21 protein-coding genes and 1 pseudogene are annotated in these 21,901 nt (G+C 66.9%); 13 read left to right on the top strand and 9 right to left on the bottom strand.

Going from position 1 to position 21,901, the window contains the following annotated elements; all coding sequences use genetic code 11:
* Positions 1-5 precede the first annotated feature (5 nt).
* From AC1RL5_RS31685 to AC1RL5_RS31660, 6 genes are all read left to right on the top strand, one after another.
* Positions 6-383 carry a VOC family protein gene (locus tag AC1RL5_RS31685; protein WP_145714143.1) on the top strand — a complete coding sequence of 126 codons (378 nt, stop codon included), beginning with the start codon at positions 6-8 and terminating at the stop codon, positions 381-383.
* Positions 380-841, top strand: a complete 462-nt coding sequence (locus tag AC1RL5_RS31680) for a cysteine hydrolase family protein (protein ID WP_011062384.1) — start codon at positions 380-382, stop codon at positions 839-841. Before AC1RL5_RS31685 ends, AC1RL5_RS31680 begins: the two co-directional genes overlap by 4 nt.
* Before the next feature lie 266 nt (positions 842-1,107).
* Complete coding sequence (locus tag AC1RL5_RS31675) at positions 1,108-2,013, top strand: alpha/beta fold hydrolase (protein ID WP_072453056.1); 906 nt, start codon at positions 1,108-1,110, stop codon at positions 2,011-2,013.
* Between the two features lie 76 nt (positions 2,014-2,089).
* On the top strand, positions 2,090-2,563 hold the full coding sequence (locus tag AC1RL5_RS31670; RefSeq protein ID WP_065363168.1) for a hypothetical protein: 474 nt from the start codon (positions 2,090-2,092) through the stop codon (positions 2,561-2,563).
* A gap of 15 nt (positions 2,564-2,578) precedes the next feature.
* The gene (locus tag AC1RL5_RS31665; protein WP_011062387.1) at positions 2,579-4,021 is read left to right on the top strand and encodes a TIGR01777 family oxidoreductase; all 1,443 of its coding nucleotides are present in this window, start codon (positions 2,579-2,581) and stop codon (positions 4,019-4,021) included.
* 14 nt (positions 4,022-4,035) lie between these two features.
* On the top strand, positions 4,036-6,474 hold the full coding sequence (locus tag AC1RL5_RS31660) for an alpha/beta fold hydrolase (protein ID WP_492590213.1): 2,439 nt from the start codon (positions 4,036-4,038) through the stop codon (positions 6,472-6,474).
* A 9-nt stretch (positions 6,475-6,483) separates the two neighbouring features.
* Here AC1RL5_RS31660 and AC1RL5_RS31655 read toward each other — a convergent pair whose 3' ends face one another.
* The gene (locus AC1RL5_RS31655; protein ID WP_019094099.1) at positions 6,484-7,467 is read right to left on the bottom strand and encodes a GlxA family transcriptional regulator; all 984 of its coding nucleotides are present in this window, start codon (positions 7,465-7,467) and stop codon (positions 6,484-6,486) included.
* A 92-nt stretch (positions 7,468-7,559) separates the two neighbouring features.
* Between AC1RL5_RS31655 and inhA the strand changes: the two genes are divergently transcribed.
* Entirely contained in the window at positions 7,560-8,246 is a 687-nt protein-coding gene (inhA, locus tag AC1RL5_RS31650) for an isonitrile hydratase (protein ID WP_011062390.1), read from the top strand.
* 4 nt (positions 8,247-8,250) lie between these two features.
* Here inhA and AC1RL5_RS31645 read toward each other — a convergent pair whose 3' ends face one another.
* Both AC1RL5_RS31645 and AC1RL5_RS31640 read right to left on the bottom strand, forming a co-directional pair.
* The gene (locus AC1RL5_RS31645; RefSeq protein ID WP_011062391.1) at positions 8,251-8,595 is read right to left on the bottom strand and encodes an antibiotic biosynthesis monooxygenase family protein; all 345 of its coding nucleotides are present in this window, start codon (positions 8,593-8,595) and stop codon (positions 8,251-8,253) included.
* 24 nt (positions 8,596-8,619) lie between these two features.
* Positions 8,620-9,252: a LysE family translocator gene (locus AC1RL5_RS31640; RefSeq protein ID WP_011062392.1), complete on the bottom strand. Its 633-nt coding sequence runs from the start codon at positions 9,250-9,252 to the stop codon at positions 8,620-8,622.
* Between the two features lie 87 nt (positions 9,253-9,339).
* Here AC1RL5_RS31640 and AC1RL5_RS31635 point away from each other — a divergent pair, with 87 nt between their 5' ends.
* Positions 9,340-10,665, top strand: coding sequence for an aminotransferase-like domain-containing protein (locus AC1RL5_RS31635; RefSeq protein ID WP_015636436.1), 1,326 nt, complete (start codon positions 9,340-9,342; stop codon positions 10,663-10,665).
* A 333-nt stretch (positions 10,666-10,998) separates the two neighbouring features.
* Here AC1RL5_RS31635 and AC1RL5_RS31630 read toward each other — a convergent pair whose 3' ends face one another.
* Together AC1RL5_RS31630 and AC1RL5_RS31625 are read right to left on the bottom strand one after the other, a co-directional pair.
* Positions 10,999-11,802, bottom strand: a complete 804-nt coding sequence (locus tag AC1RL5_RS31630) for an aminoglycoside phosphotransferase family protein (protein ID WP_093410219.1) — start codon at positions 11,800-11,802, stop codon at positions 10,999-11,001.
* A 78-nt stretch (positions 11,803-11,880) separates the two neighbouring features.
* Positions 11,881-12,339, bottom strand: coding sequence for an SRPBCC family protein (locus tag AC1RL5_RS31625; RefSeq protein WP_011062395.1), 459 nt, complete (start codon positions 12,337-12,339; stop codon positions 11,881-11,883).
* 133 nt (positions 12,340-12,472) lie between these two features.
* Between AC1RL5_RS31625 and AC1RL5_RS31620 the strand changes: the two are divergent.
* The 3 genes and pseudogenes from AC1RL5_RS31620 to AC1RL5_RS31610 form a co-directional block, all read left to right on the top strand.
* Positions 12,473-13,372: pseudogene (locus AC1RL5_RS31620) on the top strand (ADP-ribosylglycohydrolase family protein); the annotation flags it as partial.
* Positions 13,346-13,795 carry a GFA family protein gene (locus tag AC1RL5_RS31615; protein ID WP_239690439.1) on the top strand — a complete coding sequence of 150 codons (450 nt, stop codon included), beginning with the start codon at positions 13,346-13,348 and terminating at the stop codon, positions 13,793-13,795. The pseudogene AC1RL5_RS31620 and the gene AC1RL5_RS31615, both read left to right, overlap by 27 nt.
* Positions 13,796-13,832: 37 nt before the next feature.
* A complete protein-coding gene (locus AC1RL5_RS31610) occupies positions 13,833-14,231 on the top strand; it encodes a lysozyme inhibitor LprI family protein (RefSeq protein ID WP_015636438.1) in 399 nt (132 codons plus the stop codon).
* A gap of 102 nt (positions 14,232-14,333) precedes the next feature.
* Here the strand turns inward: AC1RL5_RS31610 and peaD are convergent, their stop codons facing one another.
* From peaD to peaA, 4 genes are all read right to left on the bottom strand, one after another.
* On the bottom strand, positions 14,334-15,452 hold the full coding sequence (gene peaD / locus AC1RL5_RS31605; RefSeq protein WP_011062398.1) for a quinohemoprotein amine dehydrogenase subunit beta: 1,119 nt from the start codon (positions 15,450-15,452) through the stop codon (positions 14,334-14,336).
* Positions 15,453-15,475: 23 nt separating this feature from the next.
* Positions 15,476-15,799, bottom strand: coding sequence for a quinohemoprotein amine dehydrogenase subunit gamma (gene qhpC, locus AC1RL5_RS31600; protein ID WP_011062399.1), 324 nt, complete (start codon positions 15,797-15,799; stop codon positions 15,476-15,478).
* A 1-nt stretch (position 15,800) separates the two neighbouring features.
* Complete coding sequence (gene peaB, locus AC1RL5_RS31595) at positions 15,801-17,234, bottom strand: quinohemoprotein amine dehydrogenase maturation protein (protein ID WP_015636440.1); 1,434 nt, start codon at positions 17,232-17,234, stop codon at positions 15,801-15,803.
* A 79-nt stretch (positions 17,235-17,313) separates the two neighbouring features.
* Positions 17,314-18,894, bottom strand: coding sequence for a quinohemoprotein amine dehydrogenase subunit alpha (peaA, locus tag AC1RL5_RS31590; protein ID WP_492590211.1), 1,581 nt, complete (start codon positions 18,892-18,894; stop codon positions 17,314-17,316).
* Positions 18,895-19,306: 412 nt separating this feature from the next.
* On the opposite strand from peaA, the gene AC1RL5_RS31585 reads away from it, so the two are divergent.
* Both AC1RL5_RS31585 and AC1RL5_RS31580 read left to right on the top strand, forming a co-directional pair.
* Complete coding sequence (locus AC1RL5_RS31585; protein WP_015636442.1) at positions 19,307-20,962, top strand: WG repeat-containing protein; 1,656 nt, start codon at positions 19,307-19,309, stop codon at positions 20,960-20,962.
* A 101-nt stretch (positions 20,963-21,063) separates the two neighbouring features.
* Positions 21,064-21,729: an HAD family hydrolase gene (locus tag AC1RL5_RS31580; RefSeq protein WP_492590209.1), complete on the top strand. Its 666-nt coding sequence runs from the start codon at positions 21,064-21,066 to the stop codon at positions 21,727-21,729.
* Positions 21,730-21,901 lie beyond the last annotated feature (172 nt).

Here is a 21,901-nt window from a genome sequence, read left to right as displayed (position 1 = left end):
GCCCCATGCCCGACTCGCCGATCATCGCCGTGATGATCCATGCCGCCGACTGGCGTGCCGCCACCCATTGGTACGCCCAGGCCTTTCCCCAGGCCCGCCGGGTGCTGCACGAGCCGGATGATTTCGGCCATTTGCAGCTCGCGGGCCTGTCCCTGGAAATCGTCCCCTGCGACGCCAAGGTCGGCCAGGGGCCGACGGGCACGGTGGTGTACTGGCAGGTCGCCGATCTGCCCGGCCAGGTGCAGCGCCTGACCGGGCTGGGTGGGCGCCTGTATCGCGGGCCCATGGTCATTGAAGGCGGCGACTCGATCTGCCAGGTGCAGGACCCCTGGGGCAACTGCATCGGCCTGCGCCAGCCGGCCCGTTTGGGGCAAGCGTCATGAACCAGGTGCTGCTGATCATCGACGTGCAACCCTGCTTCAACCCTCCGCAGTGGCTGGTGGACGGCATCAACCGCCTGCTCGGGCGCATGCCCTCGGTGGCCACGGTGGAGCGCCATGATGAAAGCCGCACGCCCTTCGCCCGGCAACTGGGCTGGCAGCCGGCGGTGGATGACCAGAGCCTGGTGGCCGCCGACAAGGTCTTCATCAAGCACGGCTACGGGCCGACGACGGAGATTCTCGAGCACCTCAAAAGCCTCGCCCCCGAGCGCGTGCTGGTGTGCGGTATCCAGACCGACACCTGCGTGCTGGCCGCAGGTTTTGCCCTGTTCGATGCCGGCTTGCAGCCGACCCTGCTCACCGACCTGACCGTTGGTTCGTCCCTGGACCGCAGCGGCGGCCTGGGCATCGACCTGTGGCGGCATCACTTCAAGCACCTGGCCCGCAGCGACGAACTCTAGGGGCTGGCTTGCCGGCGAAGGCGATCTTGCGGGCCACACAGCGCTAGAGTCCGCACTCGCGCTCCTTCACCAGGCCCCTCATGAGCTTCACCGGCGGCCTGCGCTGCTACGTGCACATCAAGGGCCCCGAACCGTAGGGCCACAGTTCCCTGGAAGACATCCGCCGGCTGCTGGCGCGACGCCCACGGGCTGCATGCCGCTGCGGCTTGAGGACAGCACGCAAGTTTTGCGCTAGCTTTTCCCGGCCCACCGGATCCGGAGTCGTCATGCCCAGCCCAGCCTCCCTGCACCAGGTCAGCACCCCCAGCCTGCATATCGCCTATGAGGAACATGGCCCGCGCAGCGCCGAACCGGTGATCCTGCTCCACGGTTTTCCCTACGACCCGCGGGCCTACGACGAGATCGCCCCGCCGCTGGCCGAGCGCGGCTATCGGGTCATCGTTCCCTACCTGCGGGGCTACGGCCCGACGCGCTTTGTCAGCGAGCAGATCATGCGCTCCGGGCAGCAGGCGGCCCTGGCCCGGGACCTGCTGGAGCTGATGGACGCCCTGCACCTGCCCCAGGCCACCCTCGCCGGCTACGACTGGGGTGGGCGCGCCGCGTGCATCGTCGCGGCGCTGTGGCCGCAGCGGGTCAAGGGCCTGATGAGCGCCGACGGCTACAACATCCAGGACATTCCCCGGGCCATCGAGCCCCGGGCGCCGGAGACCGAGCTGCGGCTGTGGTACCAGTACTACTTCAATACCCAGCGCGGGGTGGACGGCCTGACGGCCAACCGCCGGGAATTCTGCGAGCTGTTGTGGCGCCTGTGGTCGCCAACCTGGAAACAAGGGCCGGGGCTCTATGGCCTGAGCGCGCCCTCTTTCGACAACCCGGACTTCGTCGCGGTGGTGATCCATTCCTACCGCCATCGCTTCGGCTATGTGCCGGGCGACCCGGGCCTGGAAAGCATCGAGCGGGCGCTGGAGGCGCAACCGCCGATCCGGGTGCCGACCATCGCCCTGTGCGGCGCTGACGACGGCGTCGGCCCGGCCACCGAGCCGGACCCCGATGTCGGTCTGTTCAGTGGGCCCTATCAGCGGCGGATCCTCCCGGGGATCGGCCACAACCTGCCCCAGGAAGCGCCGCAAGCCACCCTCGACGCGCTGCTGGAGTTGCTCGGCAAGCCCTGAGATGGGCACCGGCGCACGCCATGGGCCGGAAAAAATCGGTACACTTCGCGGCCTCGATCCCCCCACAGGACATGGAATGTTATCTGTCGCCGCTTCTCCCCGACCCGGCCTGCGCCGGGCCCTGGTGCTCTGGCTGTATGCCGTCGGCGCCGGCCACCTGCTGGCCGGGCTGCTGCTGACCTGGGCCGGCCACAGTGGCCTGTTCAACGATTACCTCGCGGGCATCGAACAGGCCTTCTGGGGCGCCGCCGCGCCGGCACCGGCGCGGGCCCAGCAGATCTGGTGGCTGGGGCTGTTCGGCGCCACCCTGCAAAGCTATTCGCTGTTCCTGCTGGGGCTGGTGCACCTGGGCAACCGCCTGCGGGCCCCTGCCGCCTGGGCCTGTCTGATGGCCGGGATTGTGCTGTGGGCGCCCCAGGACATGTGGCTGTCCTGGCAGATGAACATGACCGCCCACCTGTGGATCGACAGCTTCGCCCTGCTGGTGCTGCTGCCGCCGTTACTGTGGCTGCAGCGCCACGACCGCCGTACCTCTCGTCTTCCCTCGTAAAAGGACTTCACCATCGTGGCTGATTTGCCAATCCTGCAGTGGGCTATCGCCCTGTTGCTCGCCCAGGGCGTGCTCGGCGCCCTGGATACTCTCTACCATCACGAACTCACCGTGGCTCTGCCGCAGCGTCACAGCGCCCGCAAGGAGCTCAGCATCCATGCCCTGCGCTCGTGCTTCTACGGCGTGCTGTTCATGGGCATCGCCCACCTGGCGTTCCAGGGCATCTGGGCCCTGGTGATCGCCCTGCTGTTCGCCCTGGAAATCGGCCTGACCCTGTGGGACTTCGTGGTCGAGGATCGCAGCCGCAAGCTGCCGGCCATCGAACGCATCATGCACACCGTGCTGGCGATCAACGCCGGGGCCTTCTTCGCCCTGTACGGCCTGCAACTGCTGGAATGGTCACGCCTGCCCAGTGCCTTGAATCCCATCGACCTGGGCTGGCAGGGCTGGGCCCTGAGCCTGTTCGCCGTGGGCGTCACCGCCTCGGGCATCCGCGACGGCCTGGCGGCGCTGCGCCTGCAACGCCAGGGCCAGGGCGCCAACCCCTTTGCCGGTGGCAGCGGCAAGCGGGTGCTGGTCACCGGTGGCACCGGTTTTATCGGCGAGACCCTGGTCAACCAACTGCTGGATGCCGGGCACACGGTCAGCGTGCTGGCCCGGGACCCGCTGCGCGCCGCCTACCTGTTCGACGGTCGTGCCCGTTGCCTGCGCTCGCTGAGCAAGCTGGGCCACGGCGAAGCCTTCGACGTGATCATCAACCTGGCCGGTGCCCCGGTGGCCGGGCCGCGCTGGTCGGCCAAGCGCCAGGCGCAACTGCTGGCCAGCCGGGTCGGCACCACCGAAGCCCTGCTCAACTGGCTGCAACACGCCCAGCACAAGCCGGAGCTGTGGATCCAGGCTTCGGCCATCGGCTTCTATGGCGTGCGCGACGCCAGCCAGAGCCTGGATGAAAACGCCGAGCGCGGCGAGGGCTTCATGGCCGACCTGTGCGCGCGCTGGGAATCATCGGCGGAACCGGCCACCCGCTTCGGCGTGCGCCAGGTGGTGCTGCGCCTGGGGATCGTCTTCGGTCCCGGCGGCGCCCTGAAGCCATTGCTGATGCCCTTCCATTTCGGCTTTGGCGGACGCATGGGCGATGGCCGGCAGATCATGAGCTGGGTACACCGCGACGACGTGTTGCAGGTGATGGCCCGGGCCATGAACGACCCGTCCCTGTCCGGCACCTACAACATGGTGGCGCCGGAAGCGGTGAGCCAGGGCACCTTCGCCACTACTGTCGGCAAGGTGCTCAAGCGCCCGGTGTGGCTGCACGTGCCGGCTGCGCCGGTACGGGCCCTGGCCGGGGAGATGGCCGAGCTGTTCTTCGATGGCCAGAAGGTAGTGCCGGCGCGCCTGCTGCAGGCCGGCTACCGCTTCCGTTACCCGACCCTGGACGCCGCCCTGCGCGACCTGACCTGAGCTGAGGAATGCCCATGAGCAAGCCCCTGTTGTACCTGCTGGCGGGCAATGGCAGCGCCGCCGACTGGTGGGACGATGCCCTGCCGCACTTCCAGCGCTATCAGGTGCAGGCCCTGGAGCTGCCGGGGTTTGGCGACAACCCGCTGCCGCCCTGCCAGGACCTGGGTGAATACGCCGAGGCCCTGCTGGGCATGACCGAGCCGGGCCAGGGGATTGTCGCGGTGGGGGTCAGCGCGCTGATCGTGCTGCACGCCTTGCAGCGCCGCCCGGGGCACTTCTGCCGCAGTGTGCTGTTGTCGCCGGTGGGGGCCTTTCTCTGGCAACGGCGCTTGCCGGCGCTGATGTCGCCGCTGCCCGCGCGCTTGCTGGTTCATGGCTTGCTCAGCCATAAACCGACCCTGTTCGCTGGCAAGTTCTCGCGCCAGCCGTGGTCGGCCCAGCAGTACCGGCGCATGGGCGCCGGCTATGGTCGGTGCCGGGCCTTCGTACCGCTGTGGGAGCAACTGCGGGCCGATACCGCGCTGCCGCTGCTGGAGTGGATCAAGGACCCGGTGCAACTGGTCTGGGGCGACCAGGACCGGCTGCTGGGGATTGCCCAGGCCGCAGCCTGGTCGGCCATCCTGGCCCGGGCCGACCTGCGGGTCAGCCTGCGGCCGGGCTGGGGCCATTACCCCTGGATCGACCACCCCGCCGAGTTCGTCGCCTGGCTGGAATCCGCCGACAACGGCTTCGTCGCCCACACCAAGGGCGGCCGCCTGCGCCTGGCGGAGCTGGCCGGCCAGCCGGTGCCCAGCGCCCTGTCCCTGGACAGCGCCAGCGACCCGCATCTGCCGGTCCTGCTCGCCAGCCAGCCTGCGGCGCTGTGGGCGGTGCGTTCCTCCAGCTACGGCGAGGACCAGGCCGACTCTGCCAATGCCGGCTTGAGCACCACTTACCTGCGGGTGCCCAGCGAGCAAGTGCCCGGGCGCATCAGCGAACTGCGCGATGCCGGGGTCGAGGAAGTGGTGGTGCAGCGCTTTATCCAGCCGACCCTGTCGGGGATCGCCTTCGTCCGTCACCTGGCGGTGGAACTGGAGTGGGTCGAGGGCCATCTGGAAAGCCTTGCCGACGGTCAGGTCAGCCCGCAGCGGGCGATCCTTTCACGCCTGGGCGCGGCCTGGGAAAGCGGCCATTTCGCCACCACCCGAGGCCTGAGCGCCAGCGCCCTGTGGGACTTCCTGCAAGGGGTGCTCAAGACCTTCCACTACGTGCCCGGTGATGTGGAATGGGCCTGGGACGGCCAGCAACTGTGGCTGCTGCAGTACCGCCCCATCAGCGACTACGGCTGGCGCCGGCACCTGACCGCGGCCAATATCGCCGAGATCCTGCCACCGCAACCCAGCCGTTTCGTCGAGTACGGCCAGCGCCGCGCGGCGGCGAGCATTCCGGCGATCATGGCGCGCTGGGACGCCCGTGTACTGCAGGACAACGAGCCCTTCACCGCAGTGTTCGGCGGTGCTTCCTATATCAACAATGACCTGTTCCTGGCGCGGCTGGCCGACTGGGGCCTGCCCTCCTCCAGCTATGCCGGCGAGGTGGGCGGCGCCACCCCGCAGCTGCCCTTGCGGCCCCTGCGCCTGTTGCGCTCGCTGCCACGGTTCCTGCGCATGCAGCACATCGCCCGCGGCCACCTGCTGAGCCTGGAACCGGGCCTGCGGCGCTTCGACCGGGAGCTGGCGCAGTTGCACGCCGCCGGGGCCGACGGCCAGCAACTGGCAGACTGGTTCAGCCGCTTCTATGTGTTCGTGGTGCAGGGCAACCTGTGCATCGCCACCGCCCTGGCCAGCAGTGGCGGCGCGCTGCTGGGGCGTCCGCCCACCGCCTACGACAACCTGGACAACAGCCCCCATCGCCAGCCCTGGGAAACCGACCCCGGCACCCCGCGCCCGCAGTGCGCCGAGTTGCCGTTGCAAGCCTTCCCGCACTGGAACCCGGCCATCACCCTGGCCCACCGCCTGGGCTTGCCGGGCATGCGCGGCTATTACCTGCAAGTGCGCGAGTGGTACCGGGACAACCTGATGCGGATCTTCTTCCGCCTGCACCACGCCGTGCCCGAGGCTGATCGCGGCTACTGGTTCGCCCCCCATGAGCAGGTGCGCAACCGTGGCGGCAGCTTCTGGCAGGACGGCCGCGAAGGCAGCGAGCAGGCGGCGGGGTTCATGATCTACCCGGGCCAGGTCCAGGGCGTGCTGGGGGTCGACATTCTGCTGGAGGACACCCTCGACCCCGGGCGCCATGCCCACTATCAGCAGGCCCGGGCAGTGATCGCACGCATGGGCGGGCGCCTGTCCCACGGTTCGACCCTGTTGCGCGAACTGCGCAAGCCCTCGGCGGTACTGCCCCAGGTAGACCCGGCCTGGATCGGCCGCGAAGTGCTGTATGCCGACGGCCAACTGAGCCTGGTAGAAGGCTGAAACCCGCGCTCAGGGCTGCGCAATGCTGGCGAAGCGTTCGCGGTAGGCCTGGGGCGTCACGCCCAGGGCCCGCAGCACGCTGCGACGCAGGGTTTCCTCGCTACCGAAACCGCACTGGGCGGCGATGCGCTTGATCGGCAGGGTGCTATCGGCCAGCAGGCGCCGGGCGCTTTCCACACGGATCAGTTCAATGGCCCGGGCCGGGGTCTGGCCGGTGTCGGCGCGGTAGTGACGGACGAAACTGCGCTCGCTCATTCCCGCCTGCTCGGCCAGCACCGGCACCGTCAGTTCGCGGTCCAGGTGTTCGGCGATCCAGGCGTGCAGCCGGTCGAAACGCCCACCCTGGTTCTGCAGCGACAGGGTTACGCTGAACTGCGACTGGCCTCCCGGGCGCTTGAGAAACACCACCAGTTGCCGCGCCACTTCCAGCGCCACTGCGCGCCCCAGGTCGGCCTCCACCAGGGCCAGGGCCAGGTCGATGCCGGCGGTGACCCCGGCCGAGGTCCACACCGGGCCATCGTTGATGAAGATCGGATTGGCCTCCACCTGCAGTTGCGGATACTGCTCGGCCAACTGCTCGCAGCGGGTCCAGTGGGTGACCACCCGGCGCCCGTCCAGCCAGCCGCTGGCGGCCAGCAGAAAGGCCCCGGTGCAGACCGACGCCACCCGCCGTGACGCCGCAGCCCGGGCCGCCACCCAGGCCACCAGTTCAGGATCACGGGCCGCCTCGTAGACGCCCCAGCCACCGGCAACGATCAGGGTGTCGCAGGGCTCTTGCGGCAGCGGCAGCGGCTCGGCCAGCAGCGCCAGCCCCGAGGAGCTCAGGGTCGCCCCGCCCGGGCTGGCAATCACCCGCGGGTGGTAGGGCAAGGGCAGGCCCAGGCCGCGGGCCCGGTCATTGGCCGAGGCGAATACCTGCAGCGGCCCGCTGACATCCAGCAACTGGGCATTGGCGAAGGCCAGGACAAACACGTTTTTCGGCGCAGTGGGCATGGTTGGCGTAAATCGAGGGCTGGTTGGCGTATGCGCCAAATCCTAGAGCGCTAGAGTCAAGCCGTCCACTTCATCGACACAAGGAACAGGCAATGGCAGTGCAGATAGGTTTTCTGTTGTTCCCCGAGGTCCAGCAACTGGATCTGACCGGCCCCCATGACGTACTGGCCTCGCTGCCGGATGTGCAGGTGCACCTGATCTGGAAGGAGCCGGGGCCGGTGGTGGCCAGCTCGGGGCTGGTGCTGCAGGCCACCACAAGCTTCGCCGACTGCCCGCCGCTGGATGTGATCTGCATCCCCGGCGGTACCGGGGTCGGGGCGCTGATGGAAGACCCGCAGGCCCTGGCGTTCATCCGCCAGCAGGCCGCCCGGGCGCGCTACGTGACCTCGGTGTGCACCGGCTCCCTGGTGCTCGGCGCCGCGGGCCTGCTCCAGGGCAAGCGCGCCACCACCCACTGGGCCTACCACGAACTGCTGGCGCCGCTGGGGGCGATACCGGTGCATGAGCGGGTGGTGCGTGACGGCAACCTGCTGACCGGCGGCGGTATCACCGCCGGCATCGACTTCGCCCTGACCCTGGCCGCCGAACTGTTCGACGCCGCCACCGCGCAGCGGGTACAGCTGCAACTGGAGTACGCCCCGGCGCCACCGTTCAATGCCGGCAGCCCGGACACGGCCCCCGCCAGCGTGGTGCAGCAGGCCCGCCAGCGCGCCGCGGATTCGCTGCACAAGCGCCGGGAAATCACCCTGCGCGCGGCCGCGCGGCTGGCAGCCGGCTGAGCCTTCAGGCACGGCGCACCGGGCCCTGGCGGGCATTGCCCAGCAACTGGGTGATGGCGCCATCGCCATAGGTGCGCTCGACCCTGGAAATCACCACCTGATAACCGGCGTACCAGCGCCGGTACTGGCGCTTGGCTTCGATGTGCCTGGGGTGACTGGCAAAGGCCTGGATCGAGGCTTCGTCCTCCCAGTAATAGCTGGCGTTGATCAGCCCCTGGTCGGCGCTGGTCCAGGATTGGGCGCCGACGAAGCCCGGCAGGCTGATGGCAATTTCGTCGATCAGCGCACTGAGGCGGTGGAACTCCTCGTCGCGCTGGCCCGGCTGGTAGATAAAGGCGGCGATGTACATGGGCAAACTCCATTGGCTGATGAATCAGAGCGGACGCGCCAGCAGCGCCAGGCGCAGGGCCAGGGCCAGCAGCACCGCCGCCAGCAGCCAGGATTGCCAGCGGGCCAGCCGCGAATCGCTGCCGGGCAAGCCACGGCGCAAGGCCGCGCCGAAGATCCCCAGGCTGGTATGGAAGACCCCGCTGACCAGGGTCAGCAGCAAGCCCAGGACCACCAGTTGCACAGCGATGCTGCCGTGCTCGGGCCGCACGAACTGCGGCAGGAACACCATGAAGAACAGCAGCGCCTTGGGGTTCAGCAGGCTGTTGCACAGGGCCCGGACAAACACCGTGGCCAGCGGCACCCGGGGTGTATCGGCAAGGTCCAGGCCCCCCCGCTGGCCCAGGGCCTTCCAGGCCAGCCACAACAGGTAGGCAACCCCGGCATAGCGGATCAGGTCGAACGCCGGCGGCCAGCTGGCCACCACGGCGGTGACGCCCGTGGCCGTGAGCAGGGTCAGGCCGATATCCGCTGCGCCGATCCCCAGCCCCGATGCCACCCCACCGCGCCAGCCATAGGCTGCGCCGTGGCTGATGACGAAGGCCATGTTGGGTCCCGGCGACAGCAGCAACAGCAGCACGGCGCCGAGGAAGATCGACAGGGTGGAAAGGTCCGGCATGTGAGCGCTCCTGCGCAAAAGCCGCTAGATTAGGCGCCCTATCTGATACAAACAAAAAAGTGTTCTAGATACACAAGGTGGCCGAGCATGCGCCGTACCCGCTACAAAACCATCGTCGATCACTTCGCCCAGCGCATCCGCGCCGGCCAGCTGTGCCCAGGCACTCAGCTACCGACGGTGCGGGCGCTGATGGCCAGCGAGCAGGTGGCGCTGGCCACGGCGCTGCGGGTGTATCACGAGCTGGAAGCCATCGGCCTGGTGGTGGGCGAGCCCGGGCGCGGCACCTTTGTCCGCGACACCAGCCTGCCCCGGGGCATGGGCCTGGAACAGCACCCGGCCAGCGCCGCCTCGGTGGACCTGGCGTTCAACTACCCGTCCCTGCCCGGCCAGGCGGAAAGCCTGCGCGAGGGGCTGCGGGCGATAGCCGCCTCCGGCGACCTGGATGCCCTGCTGCATTCCGCGCCCCAGGGCGGCCGCCCCCATGAACGCCAGACCGCGGCGCGGCACTTGCGCAACCGCGAGATCCGCGTCGCCGCCGAGCAGGTGCTGATCGTCAATGGCGCCCAGCAGGGGCTGGCGGTGAGCCTGCTGGCGCTACTCCAGCCCGGAGACATCCTGGCAGTGGACGCCCTGACCTACCCCGGCCTCAAGACCCTGGCCCAGGTCCATCGCCTGGACCTCGAAGCGCTGCCCCAGCACAACGGCCAGATGGACCTCGACGCCCTGCAGGCCCTGTGCCGCCGGCGCCCGGTGCGGGCGCTGTACTGCATGCCGACCCTGCACAACCCCCTGGGCACGGTGATGCCCCTGGCCGAACGCCGGCGCCTGGCGCAACTGGCCCGCGAGCATGACCTGCTGCTGATCGAGGACGGCGCCTACGCCTTCCTCGCCGAACCGGCCCCGCCGCCGCTGCAGACCCTGGCCCCGGAGCGCACGCTGTATATTTCCGGGCTGTCGAAAAGCGTCGCCTCGGGCTTGCGCCTGGGGTTTATCGTCGCGCCCCTGGAGATGATCCCGGCCCTGGAACGGGCGATCCGCGTGTCCACGTGGAGCACCCCGTCGCTGACCGTGACCCTGGGCTGCCGCTGGATCGAGTCGGGGCTGGTGGACAGCCTGGAAGAACAGAAGCGCAACGATGCCCGCAGCCGCCAGCAACTGGCCCGGAGGGTGCTCAAGGGCTGCGATTACCAGGCCTATGGCTCATCGTATTTTCTCTGGCTGAAACTGCCGGAAGGACGGCGGGCCGATGCCGTGGTGGCGGCCCTGGAACATCAGGGGGTAACGGTGACCTCGGCCGAGCCCTTCGCCACCACCGCCCATGTGCCCCAGGCCTTGCGCCTGGCCCTGGGCTCCATCGGCCTGCCGCTGCTGGAGCAGGCTCTGGAAAAGGTCCGCAACGAAATCACCCGCTAAGCACACCTGCAGAAGCCCGCGCTTAGCGTCGGGCTGAAAAGAACCTGCCACGTTCATGTTCCGCTGCATGAAGTATCAAAGTGGCCACCGCACCCAGGCTGCAGGCACGAAATGCCGGACGAAAAAAACCCGCCGAAGCGGGTTTTTTCCAAGACCATCATGACTTCCTGTCTGCAGCATCCGTGCTAATGGTCGACCTTCCCTGATCCTGAGCGCTTCCTGCGCTGCAGTTGTGGGAAAGAAGATTAAACACAAAGCCCGGTGCGCAGAAGGCGCATTGAATTACAGCGCGTGTAGGAAATTCGCTATACCGCACTTACGCAAACCCCTAGTTCACCCCTCCAGTGCCTGGGCGGCCAAAGCCGCGAGCTTGAGCTGGTGCTGCGCCCCGGGCTGATGATCGTCCTGGAGAAACCAGGCAGCGGACAAACCACTGAAGGCCAGCACCCACTGCACCAGCCGGCGCGGCTCCAGCTGCGCCGCCCGGGCAATCACCTGCACCTGGCGGGCAAAGCGCACAGGGTCGGTGGCGCTGGGCAGGTCCGGGTTGCAGATCAGGTTGGCGAAATCGAAGGTGCGCTCGCCATGGACCCGCTTGGGGTCGATCACCCGCCAGCCGCGCTCGGCGAAGTCCAGCACATTGTCGTGGTGTATATCGCCATGCAGCACCACCGGTTCCCGGGGCGTGGCCAACAGGTGCTCGGCTTCGGCCAGGCAGCGCAGGAACAACCCGCCCTGCTGCGGCGCCGCCTCGCGCAGGTCGGCAAACCAGCGATCCAGCGACACCAGCGGCGGCCGCGGTTGTGCCCGTGGCCGGTGCAACTGTTGCAGGGTGGCGCAGACGATATGGCTGACCTCATCGTGCTGGCCCGCCAGGGCCATGCGCATCAGCGAACCCTTGCCCATGGCGCGCTCCATCAGCAGGGCATCGCCTTGCTGGGCATGAACCCGCGCCGCCCCCTCCCCGGCCCACCAGGCCATCAGCCGGTTGCCGGCCTGCTCGTGCTCATCCAGGGCAATCTTCAACATGGCCGGCGCACCGTCTTGCAGACGCACCGGCAACAGGCGGCTGCCCGAGGTGACGATGGGATCGCCATCGGGCGTCAGGCGCCAGCGTTTCATATAGGTTTCGAACAAGGGGCTGCTCCAGACGGGAAGCGGCCAGTTTCAGGCGACAGGCCTGGCTCTGCAACGTGCCGCTTGCAACTGCCTGTTTCAACCCTGCTGCAGGTAGTTCTCGATATTGCTCATCTGCTCGTCCCAGCCCCGGCTGTTCATGCGAAAGGCCTTGAGCCGGCGCTCGGCGGGAATGCCGTCGAAGCCCGACTCGGTGACCCGCAGCAAGGTACCACCGGCGTGCTCTTCCAGTTCGAACCGGACCAGGGTGCTGGGCTCTGCCGAATAGTCCTGAGCGGGATCGATGGCGTAGGGGTGCCAGCGGAAGGAGAACAGCTCCTGGGGCAGCATCTGCTCCACCAGGACATCCCAGGTCAGGTGCTCATAGCCTGGGTAGGTCACCGCGCCCCGGGCCCGCTGGCCGGGTATGAACTGCTGGCCGGCCAGGGCCACGCCAAACCAGCGGCCGAAGCGTTCGGCCTCGCTCAGCGCCTGCCAGACCTGGGCCGGGTCGGCCTTGAGCAGGATCTTGCGTTCGATGCGATCTGAAGAATTCATGGGCCACCTCCAGTGATGAACACTAGACCTCTCTGAATCGAGCGCAACCTTTATCTGGCCGAAGGACCCACTGATTGCCCAGAACGAAAAATGCTACTGTCGCCGGCGCCAATACCTCTGCAAAGGACCTGCCATGCCCCTCACCCTCACCGACCGCTACCGTGGCAGCCTGCTGGGCCTGGCCTGTGGCGATGCCCTGGGCACCAGTGTGGAATTCAAGCCACGGGGCAGTTTCCCCCCGGTCACCGATCTCTTGGGCGGCGGCCCGTTCAACCTCAAGGCCGGACAGTGGACCGACGACACCTCCATGGCCCTGTGCCTGGGGGAAAGCCTGTTGCGCAAGGACGGTTTCGACCCCGCCGACCAGATGGGCCGCTACCTCAACTGGTGGCAATGGGGCTACCTGAGCGCCACCGGCGAATGCTTCGATATCGGCATGACGGTGCGCCAGGCCCTGGCCGACTATCAGGAACACGGCCAGCCCTTGGCGGGCTCCAGCGACCCGCAGACCGCCGGCAATGGCTCGCTGATGCGCCTGGCGCCGGTGGTGCTGTTCCATTACCCCGACCTGGCCCAGGTCCGCGAGTTTGCCGGGGCCAGTTCGCGTACCACCCACGGCGCCGCCGAAGCCATCGAATGCTGCCAGCTGTTGGCCGGGCTGATCGCCAAGGCCCTGGACGGTGCCAGCAAGCAGCAACTGCAACGGCTCGACGCCCAGGGCTTTCGCGAGAGCAAGGTCGCGGCCCTGGCCCAGGGCAATTACCTGGATAAAACCCGCGACCAGATTCGCGGCAACGGCTATTGCGTCGACTCCCTGGAGGCCGCGCTCTGGTGCTTCCAGCACAGCGACAGCTATGCCGAAGCAGTGCTGGCCGCCGCCAACCTGGGGGACGACGCCGACACCACCGCCGCCATCGTCGGCCAGTTGGCCGGAGCCTTCTACGGGGCCCAGGGCATACCGCCGCACTGGCTGGCCAAGCTGCACATGGGCGAGGAGATCCAGGCCATGGCCGACGACCTGCTGGCCGCCGCCCGGCGTCGCGCGCCTGCCCGGCCGCTGCATGGCAGTTGCCTGTGCAAGGCGGTGCAATACCGGGTCGAGCGCCTGGACATGCCCATCGGCCACTGCCATTGCCAGACCTGCCGCAAGGCCCACGCCGCGGCCTTTGCCTCGACCGCCGGAGTCATGCGCGAACACTTCCAGTGGACCCAGGGCCAGGAACGGCTGAGCACCTACGAATCGTCCCCGGGCAAGCTGCGGCACTTCTGCTCGGTCTGCGGTTCTCACCTGCTGGCGGAGCGCCCGGGGCAGCCCCACGTGATCCTGCGGGTGGCGACCCTGGACGATGATCCGGGGCAGACGCCACAGGTGCATATCTGGACCTCCCACGATGTGCCCTGGCTGGCCGACGAAGCGCTGCAACGCTGGCCCGAGTGGCAACCCAGCCGCGGCTAGACTGTTTCTTCCTCATTGACCGATTGCGAGACTTTCCATGCGTCCGATCCTGTTGCTGGCCCTTGCGCCGCTGCTGCTTGCTCCACTGGCCCAGGCCTATGAGTGCAACAACACCACCCAGACCGATATGAGCCTGTGCGCCAACTTCCAGCACAAGGCCGCGGACAAGGAGCTGAACGCCCTTTACCAACAGATCAACCAGCGCCTGAAAGACCAGCCACACAGCAAAAAGCTGCTGGTCAGCGCCCAGCGCGCCTGGGTGGCGTTCCGCGATGCCGAGTGCAGTTTTTCCACCTCGGGCGTGGAAGGTGGCAGCCTGTATCCGGTGGCCTACAGCAACTGCATCACGGCCCTGACCAAGACCCGCGTGGAGAGTTTCAAACAGTACCTGCAGTGCAAGGAAGGCGACTTGAGCTGCCCGGTCCCCGCACGGTAGGAGCGGGCTTGCCCACGAAGGCGTCGGCGAGGGCCCTGCACGGCTTGCCGGCCTGTTCGCCGGCAAGCCGGCTCCTACAGGAGCCGGTGGCTGGCGGCGGGGTCAGCGGACGAAGATCTGCGCCGTGGTGATGGCCATGTCGCCGCCCGGCAGGGTGATCTTGCCGATCTGCTTCATGCTCTGGACATCGAAGATCGCCACGTCGTTGAAGGTCCCCGCCAGGTAGATCTTGGTCCCGGCCCGGTTGAACGAGATGCAGTAGTAGGAGTGTTCCAGGGTCGCGGCCTGGAGCAGTTTCTTCTGCTTGATGTCGTACTTGGCCAGGCGGTTGAGCACGCCGAACATCAGGTTGGGGTCCGTGGGCGAGCGCATGCCGCTGAAGTAGATCTCGGTCAGCGGGCCGAAGTCGGTGGTCTCGGTCTTGCCGGTCGCAAGATCGACGCTGAACAGCCCGTACAGCGGCTCGGCGGTGGCCGGGTCCTGCTTCTTGTCCTTGAACTTCGCCGCGGTGTAGAGCAGCGAGAAGTCATGGCGGAAGGTCTGCTGGTTCCACACGTAGAGCACGTCCGGCGCGCTGTAGTTGGGGCGTTTCCAGTGGCGGCTGGGGATCAGTACCTCGAACTTGCCGGTCTTGACGTCGACCTTGTACAGGTCCGGCCCGGCCACATACAGGGTGCCGTCGTCGCCACTCTGCATGATGGTCAGCTGGCGCGGCGCGGGGAAACTGCGCAGCGGCTTGGCGTCGAGCCCGGCATCGGTGGCGTAGACATCCAGCCGCGGCTCCTTGACCTCATAGCGGTCATTGAGCAACAGGGTCGGGTTGGCCACGGTGTATAGCTCCTTGCCGTCGTGGCTGACGGTGAAGGCGAACATCGAGCGCGCCTTCTCCCCCGGATGCTGGGTGATGCTGGCGTGGAACACCTGCTTGCAGCTGTCGAGCTCGACGCCGTAGACATCCGCATAGTGGTTGTTCAGCACGTAGGCGATCTTGCGGTCCGGCGACAGTTGCACGGTGCCGGGGCCGAAGGCGTCGGGCATCTTGCAGGTCTTGTACAGGCTGTCGGTGGCCAGATCGAGAACGTGCAGGTTGTTCGGGTAATTGGTGGTCACCATGTACTCGTGACCGCTGTTGAGGGCCAGGCCCTCGTCGGCCAGGGCGGTGAAAGAACAGGCGCTGAGAACCGCGCCGGCGGCCAGGCCGCACACTGTGATAGCTCGCATGCTGGAATCCTTGTGCTGTCCGGTTACTTGTCTTTGGGGAAGACGGTGCCGAGGTTGCGCCAGTTGTCGTTGGAGGCCTGGGCGTCCTTGTTCCAGTCGGGGTAGGTGCTCATCATGTCCGGCACCTGGGCCGGCCACCAGCAAGGGTCGGAGCAGCCGTAGAGGTCGGCCTCCATCGGCTGGCACAGCGACGAGACGCCGCCAAAGGCATCGATTTCCCAGCCCGGGTCGGTGGTCGAGGCGCAGCCGGCCACGGAGTTCATCGCCAGCACTTCTTCGATACGGTCCTGGGCCGCGGCCTCGGTCAGTTTCTGAGCTTTGTTGTTGATCGGCTTGAGATGTTTCATGTCAGTGAGCCTTGCGCGGAGTGATGTAGCTGCTGATGAACGCAGGGTTGTGCGCCATGATCCGGCTGTAGACTTCGATGCCGAAATCCACCCAGTCACGCATCAGTTCGCAATAGTGATAAGTCGGATGCGCCGGGTCGCCGTAGCGGGCATAGCTCTCGTGGTAGCAGCCGCCGGAACACAGGTTGCGGATGCGGCAGCTGTCGCAGCCGGTGTTGGTGCGGTCCAGGCGCTGGGACAGGAAGTCATTGAGCTCCATCTGCTTGACCCCACCGTCATGCACATTGCCGAAGGTCGGCAGGGATGAGCCGGTGAAGCGGTGGCACAGGTTCAGCTCGCCCTTGTGGTCCACCGCCAGCATCTTCAGCCCGGCGCCGCAGGGCAGCGCCTTCTTGTGGCCCTCGTGGATATCGGTGATCAGCTGGTGCAGGTTGGAGAAGCCGATATTGCGGTGCTCCAGTGCCGCCGCCAGGTAACGCCGGCCCAGGCGCTTCATGCTGGCGAAGACTTCGATCAGCTCCTCGCTGCTGAGGTTGAAGCTGCTGATGTCCCCCGAGGTCACCGGGGCGAACCCCACTTCGGCGAACCCCAGCTCGTTGAACAGGTGATCCCAGATGGTCTCAAGGTCGGTGACCCCGGTGGTCAGGGTCACCCGCGCCCCCACCGGCCGGCTGTCGTAGCGTTCCAGAAGCATCTGCGCCTTGCGCCGCACCACGTCATAGGTGCCCTGCCCGCCCACGGTGATGCGGTTGCGGTCGTGCACGGTCTTGGGCCCGTCGATGCTCACCGAAAGCCCGAAGCGGTGGGCGTTGAGGTAGTCCACCACCTCTTCGGTGAGCAGGGTGGCGTTGGTGGTCATGACGAACTCGACGAACTTGCCGGCCGCGGCAAAGCGCTGTTCGCAGTAGTCCACCATGGCCTCGATCAGCGGCCGGTTGCTCAAGGGTTCGCCGCCGAAGAACACCACGGTGTAGCGCTCCTCGTCCGGGGACTCCTGGAGCAGCATTTCCACCGAGGCAATGGCCGTGTCCAGGCCCATCTTCTTGCCCGCCGAGGGCTTGTCCAGGTCTTCCTTGTAGCAGTAGGTGCAACTCAGGTTGCAGCCGGTATTGACGTTGAGCACCACGGTATTGATCGCCGTGCGTTCGACCCGTTTGACGCCGATTTCCGGGGTCAGGGGCGAGCCGTCGCTGACCAGTTCCAGGGCCATCAGCTCGCGCAGGGTGTCGCTGACGTCGGCACCGTCATAGGCGCCGGCCAGACGCTGGATCAAGTCTTCCGGGGTACAGCCCGGGCCACGCAGCGCATCGATGATGCTGCCGGTCAAGGCATCGCTGGCAAACAGCGAACTGCTGGGGATATGGAACAGCATGCGGTTGGCGTCCACCTGCACTTCATGCAGGTTGCGCTCCACCAGATTCAGAATTGCGCCCATTACAACCTCCTGTGCCTGCCCCGCGTTCGGGGCCTGCGGTCATTGCCTGAAAGTGTCTGTCGGTATCGCTCGACGCCCCTCAGGGAATGGGTGGATTGTTCCAGCGTTGCACGGTGACGATCAGCTGGCCTTCACCGGTCAGGGCCTTGCCCCCCTCCTCCACCGCAGCGATCACCTTGAGGTTGCCGGCGTTGTTGGTGGACATCTTGCGCAGCGGGTTGGGCCCGGCATCCCCCGGGGTGAACACGCCGCTGTCGGCCTGCATGCTGCCGGCGTACTTGACGTCTTCATCCTTGGCCGCCTGGGCGTCGAAGGCCTCGACCTTCCACTGCGCCGGCATCACGCCGATGCGGTAGGCCTTGCCGTCGGCCCCCTTGCCCCAGGCTTCGGCATCGAAGCGGCCCTGGACCTTGGGCGTCGAACCGCCGCCGTCACCGATCCGCGCCACGGCAAATGCCGGCACCACCCTGACCTCGGCGATGCGCTGGTACACCGCCAGCGTCGCGCCCTTGAGGCTGCCGACGCTGACCTCCCGCAGCCCCGGCTGGGCGCTGGCCGCCGCCTTGAGGCTGACGCGGATGCGTTCGGGGCTCTGCTCCAGCACCTGCACGACCTCCACCCCTTTGCCGAAGCTCGGAGTGCCCACAAGGCCCGCGCCCACCAGGGTCACCTCGGCCTCCTCACCGGCCTTCAGGTAACCCGGCTGCACCGCCAGCAACCGCTGGCTGCCTTGGCGGGCGGCGATGAAGTCCAGGCCGCGCTCGTCGTGCTCGGCCTCGAACATCCGCCCTTGCAGTGCATTGCCCTGGGCCGCCAGCACCTGGCGCATGACCACGCCATCCACGGTGACATTGCCGCGCCATTCATAACCGTTGTAGAGGATCGCGCTGCCCTCGCCATTGAACGGGCTGCCATCGGCGTACTGGCCCTTGACGCTGAGCTTGAACTGATCGCCTTCCCCGGCGCTGACGCTCATCACCCCGGCCAGTTCGCCCTTGCCCGGCAGGTGGCCGCTGAAGCTCCAGTCCCCCGCCAGCGCCGCCGCTTGCGGGCGGGCCTGTTGCCAGGCTGTCCAGGCGGGGTTGTCGAGGGGATAACGCTTGGCCAGCAGCGGCACCATTTCCTTGAGGGCGGTGGGCAGCCATTCCCGGTCCCGGGACAGCGCCTGGTACTCCAGGGATGGCCATTGCCCAAGGTGAAAATTCACCAGCCGCTCCCATTCCTGGGCCGGCCGGCGTTGCAGGGCGATCCGCGCGCCGGAGTGACAGCGGGCGCACATCTGGGTGGTCTGTTCGTCGAAATGCTCGACGGTGTTCAGCCGTCGCTCCAGGGCGTAGCGCACGCCGTCGGTCTCGCTGGGCGCCAGGCCCTGGGTATCGGCCAGGTACTTGACCAGGGTGCGGCGCTCGTCATCGCTGATTTGCAGCCCGTGCATGGTCTGCATGCGGGCAATGCTCATCAGCCAGCCTTCCGGGGTCTTGCGCTGGTGGCTGATGCGGCTCAGGGCTTCCCCGGCCTCGGGGGTGTGGCAACCCTGGCAGGTTTCCTTGAGGATGCTCTGTGCATCCCGCGCGGCGAAACTCGAAGGGGCATGCAAGGCGGTACAGGTGGCAATGGCCAGCAGGCTGGCACTGAGCCTCAGGCGCAGTCTTCTCTTCATCAACGTCAAACCTCCCACGGTGCTTTCTTATTTTTAGCGAGTCGTTTTTATGGTTTCTGCCATGCCCGGCACGCCCGGTCATGGAGGCAAGAGAAACGTCTGCTGATATGCAATACACGGAGCGTGCCAGCTTATAAAAGAACCCGGAATCAACGACTTGGGCGAAGACGCCGGTCCCTGGCGGGCTTGCGGGTGTTACCCGACGTTCAATTTCGAGACAAACGTCTCAGTCTGAGACAGCGATTAGCCAGCGCCAGAACAGCTCTCAAGGCCGGCGACGAGGCTGTACCGCTGGTTTTCTTTGCAATTGGATCTTGCATTTATCCGGCGGCGCCGCAGAATCACCCCCGCTTTGCCTGCCCCGTCCCATGGGGTGTGCCGCACCTCCCCTCTTACAAGGAACCTGAAGTTCATGGATAGAAGCGCCTGTGCCCGTCTCGGCTCGCTGATCCTCTCGTTGTCTGCCCTGACCCTGGTCGGATGCAAGGAAGAAACCAGTCCCAAGACTGCAGCCGTCGCTGCGGCCCCCGCGCCGGCGGCCATGGTCATGCCGATCTGCGCCAATGGCGAATGCGCGGTGCTGGACCAGGACGGCAAGGTGCTGGTCAGCGCCGACAACGACTACGACGCCGTGGTCGCCCTGCCCCTGGACAAGACCTTCCTGTTCGCCAAGGACGGTACCTGGAACCTCAGCAGCGCCGATGGCAAGCAGACCCTCAAGGCCGCCTTCACCGATGACCTGCGGCTGCTGACCCCGGGCTACTTCGGCTTCGGCCAGGACGGCAAGCTGGGCATCATCGACCAGAGCGGCAAACAGATTCAGCCACCGCGCTTCGACGACCTGTACGTGGGCGGCAACGACGACTTCATCGTCTACGAGATCGGCGGCAAGCGCGGCATTCTCAGTGCCAAGGGCGAGGTGGTGACCGAAGCCCTGTATGACAGCAGCATGGTCCGCGATGACTTCGCCAAGCGCGGCTGGTGGATGATCGCCGAACGCGGCAACGACAAGTGGGCGCTGAACCTCAAGACCGGCGAGCAGAAGAAGATCGACTTCGACAGCATCGACTACTTTGCCAACCAGCATCTGGTGGTCAGCACCGAACAGGGCAAGGCCCTGGCCGATGCCCAGGCCCAGTTGATCAGCGCCGCCACCTACAACTGGATGGGCGAACCGGGTGACGGCCTGGTGGCCTTCCGGGAAAAATACGACAGCCCCTGCGGCTACATGGATTTCCAGGGCAAGACCGTGATCCAGGCCCAGTTCGGCACCTGCCAGGTATTCGGCAAGCAGGGCGCGCTGGTCACCGCCAAGAACGCCGACGGCAGCTCCGGCAAGGCCGGGCTGATCGACCGCCAGGGCCAATGGAAGGTGCAGCCGGTCTACGACTCGGCGGACCCGGCCGGCTTCAGCCCCCTGGGAATGTTCCGGCAGGTACCGGGGCTGAACCAGGTCGCGGTGCTGCAGAACGTGTTCAGCGCCACCTTCGGTATCTTCGATGTGGACAAGGGCGTCGAGCTGTTCAAGCCCACCTACGCCCAGATCGGCGCGATCAATGCCGACCTGTTCGTCTTCAGCACCGCCAACAGCCCGACCAAGCAGGCCACCCTGTTCGGCCAGGCCACCCAGGTGCGTACCGTGGGCCTGATGGACGCCAGCGGCAAGGTGCTGCTGGAGCCGGGCCAGTACGTCGACATCCGCCTGGACAACAGCGGCCACTACCTGCTGGCCACCGACGACACCTCGGCCCTGGCCACCTCGGCGCTGTACGACCTCAAGGGCAAGCGGCTGATCCCCGGCAAGTGGCAGGAACTGGTGGTGGACGAAACCCGCGGCGCCATCTTCGGCTATGCCGTGGAAGGCATGGGCGACGATCAGTCCCGCAGCCTCAAGGCCCTGTATCGCCTGGACGGCACTCCGAGCTTCCAGGTCAGCCAGGTCGATTGCGGCGCCGAACAGGTGCACGACGGCCATGACCAGGTGCTGTGGCCGGCCAACCCCCAGGACTACTGCCCGCAGCCTGACGAAGTGGAAGACCAGGGCGAAGGCGACAACGCACAGGGCTGAGACCCCGAGCGAGCCGGTCACGGTTGGGATCAAGCCTGCTAGGATGCGGGCTTGATCGATTCAGCCAACCGGCCCGGATGGGGCCCGACAGGAACTGTCCCATGCTCAATGCTCTGCTCTTCGACCTTGATGGCACCCTGACCGACACCGACGCCCTGCACCTGCTGGCCCTGCAGCAACTGCTGCTGGAAGAGGAGGGCCGGACCTTCACCCAGGAAGAATTCGAAGCCCATGTCAGCGGCCAGGCCAATGCCAACATGTGCCGCTACCTGTTCCCCGAGCGCAGCGTGGCGGAACATGAAGCCTTTGCCGAGCGCAAGGAAGTGCGCTTTCGCCAACTCTCCCCGCAACTGATGCCCATGCCCGGCCTGCTGCGCCTGCTGGATTTTGCCCAGGAGCACGGCATCGGCGTGTGCGTGGTCACCAACGCGCCCCGGGCCAATGCCGAGCACATGCTCGAGGTGCTGGGCCTGCGGCAGCGCTTCCAGACGGTGCTGGTGGCCGAGGAGTTGCCTCGGGCCAAGCCCGATCCCCTGCCCTACTTGAGCGGCCTGGAATACCTGCAGGCCACCGCCGACCAGGCCCTGGCCTTCGAAGACTCGGTACCCGGGCTGACAGCCGCGGTAAAAGCCGGGATCTGCACGTTCGGCCTGGCCACCAGCCAGCGCCCGCAAACCCTGCTGGATGCCGGCGCCCACCGCGTGATCAACGACTTCGACGACCCGCAACTGTGGGCCGAGATCCGGCGCCGGCTCGATCTGCCCTGAAGGGAATGGGATGAGGATATTGGCCAGGCCAAGCGGGAAGGAAACAGCCAGGGAGAAAGAAACGGCAGGAGGGAAAAAGGTGCTCGCCCATCACTTCGGCAGTGGCATCCAGACCGAAGTACCCCCTTTGGCTGGGCGAGCAGGAGGGAATATACGCGGGCTCCAGGGGCAG

This window comes from Pseudomonas sp. GW822-FHT06D10 (genome assembly GCF_058799535.1).
This window is presented reverse-complemented; position numbering and strand designations above follow the sequence as displayed.

Coding starts and splice junctions, on each gene's coding strand:
- AC1RL5_RS31615 (WP_239690439.1), top strand. CDS start 13,346: ATGGCCGACGACCTGCTGGCCGCCGCCCGGCGTCGCGCGCCTGCCCGG.
- AC1RL5_RS31610 (WP_015636438.1), top strand. CDS start 13,833: ATGCGTCCGATCCTGTTGCTGGCCCTTGCGCCGCTGCTGCTTGCTCCA.
- inhA (WP_011062390.1), top strand. CDS start 7,560: ATGGCAGTGCAGATAGGTTTTCTGTTGTTCCCCGAGGTCCAGCAACTG.
- AC1RL5_RS31585 (WP_015636442.1), top strand. CDS start 19,307: ATGGATAGAAGCGCCTGTGCCCGTCTCGGCTCGCTGATCCTCTCGTTG.
- AC1RL5_RS31645 (WP_011062391.1), bottom strand. CDS start 8,595: ATGTACATCGCCGCCTTTATCTACCAGCCGGGCCAGCGCGACGAGGAG.
- AC1RL5_RS31670 (WP_065363168.1), top strand. CDS start 2,090: ATGTTATCTGTCGCCGCTTCTCCCCGACCCGGCCTGCGCCGGGCCCTG.
- AC1RL5_RS31680 (WP_011062384.1), top strand. CDS start 380: ATGAACCAGGTGCTGCTGATCATCGACGTGCAACCCTGCTTCAACCCT.
- AC1RL5_RS31660 (WP_492590213.1), top strand. CDS start 4,036: ATGAGCAAGCCCCTGTTGTACCTGCTGGCGGGCAATGGCAGCGCCGCC.
- AC1RL5_RS31640 (WP_011062392.1), bottom strand. CDS start 9,252: ATGCCGGACCTTTCCACCCTGTCGATCTTCCTCGGCGCCGTGCTGCTG.
- AC1RL5_RS31675 (WP_072453056.1), top strand. CDS start 1,108: ATGCCCAGCCCAGCCTCCCTGCACCAGGTCAGCACCCCCAGCCTGCAT.
- peaB (WP_015636440.1), bottom strand. CDS start 17,234: ATGGGCGCAATTCTGAATCTGGTGGAGCGCAACCTGCATGAAGTGCAG.
- peaA (WP_492590211.1), bottom strand. CDS start 18,894: ATGAAGAGAAGACTGCGCCTGAGGCTCAGTGCCAGCCTGCTGGCCATT.
- AC1RL5_RS31635 (WP_015636436.1), top strand. CDS start 9,340: ATGCGCCGTACCCGCTACAAAACCATCGTCGATCACTTCGCCCAGCGC.
- AC1RL5_RS31580 (WP_492590209.1), top strand. CDS start 21,064: ATGCTCAATGCTCTGCTCTTCGACCTTGATGGCACCCTGACCGACACC.
- AC1RL5_RS31625 (WP_011062395.1), bottom strand. CDS start 12,339: ATGAATTCTTCAGATCGCATCGAACGCAAGATCCTGCTCAAGGCCGAC.
- qhpC (WP_011062399.1), bottom strand. CDS start 15,799: ATGAAACATCTCAAGCCGATCAACAACAAAGCTCAGAAACTGACCGAG.
- AC1RL5_RS31685 (WP_145714143.1), top strand. CDS start 6: ATGCCCGACTCGCCGATCATCGCCGTGATGATCCATGCCGCCGACTGG.
- peaD (WP_011062398.1), bottom strand. CDS start 15,452: ATGCGAGCTATCACAGTGTGCGGCCTGGCCGCCGGCGCGGTTCTCAGC.
- AC1RL5_RS31655 (WP_019094099.1), bottom strand. CDS start 7,467: ATGCCCACTGCGCCGAAAAACGTGTTTGTCCTGGCCTTCGCCAATGCC.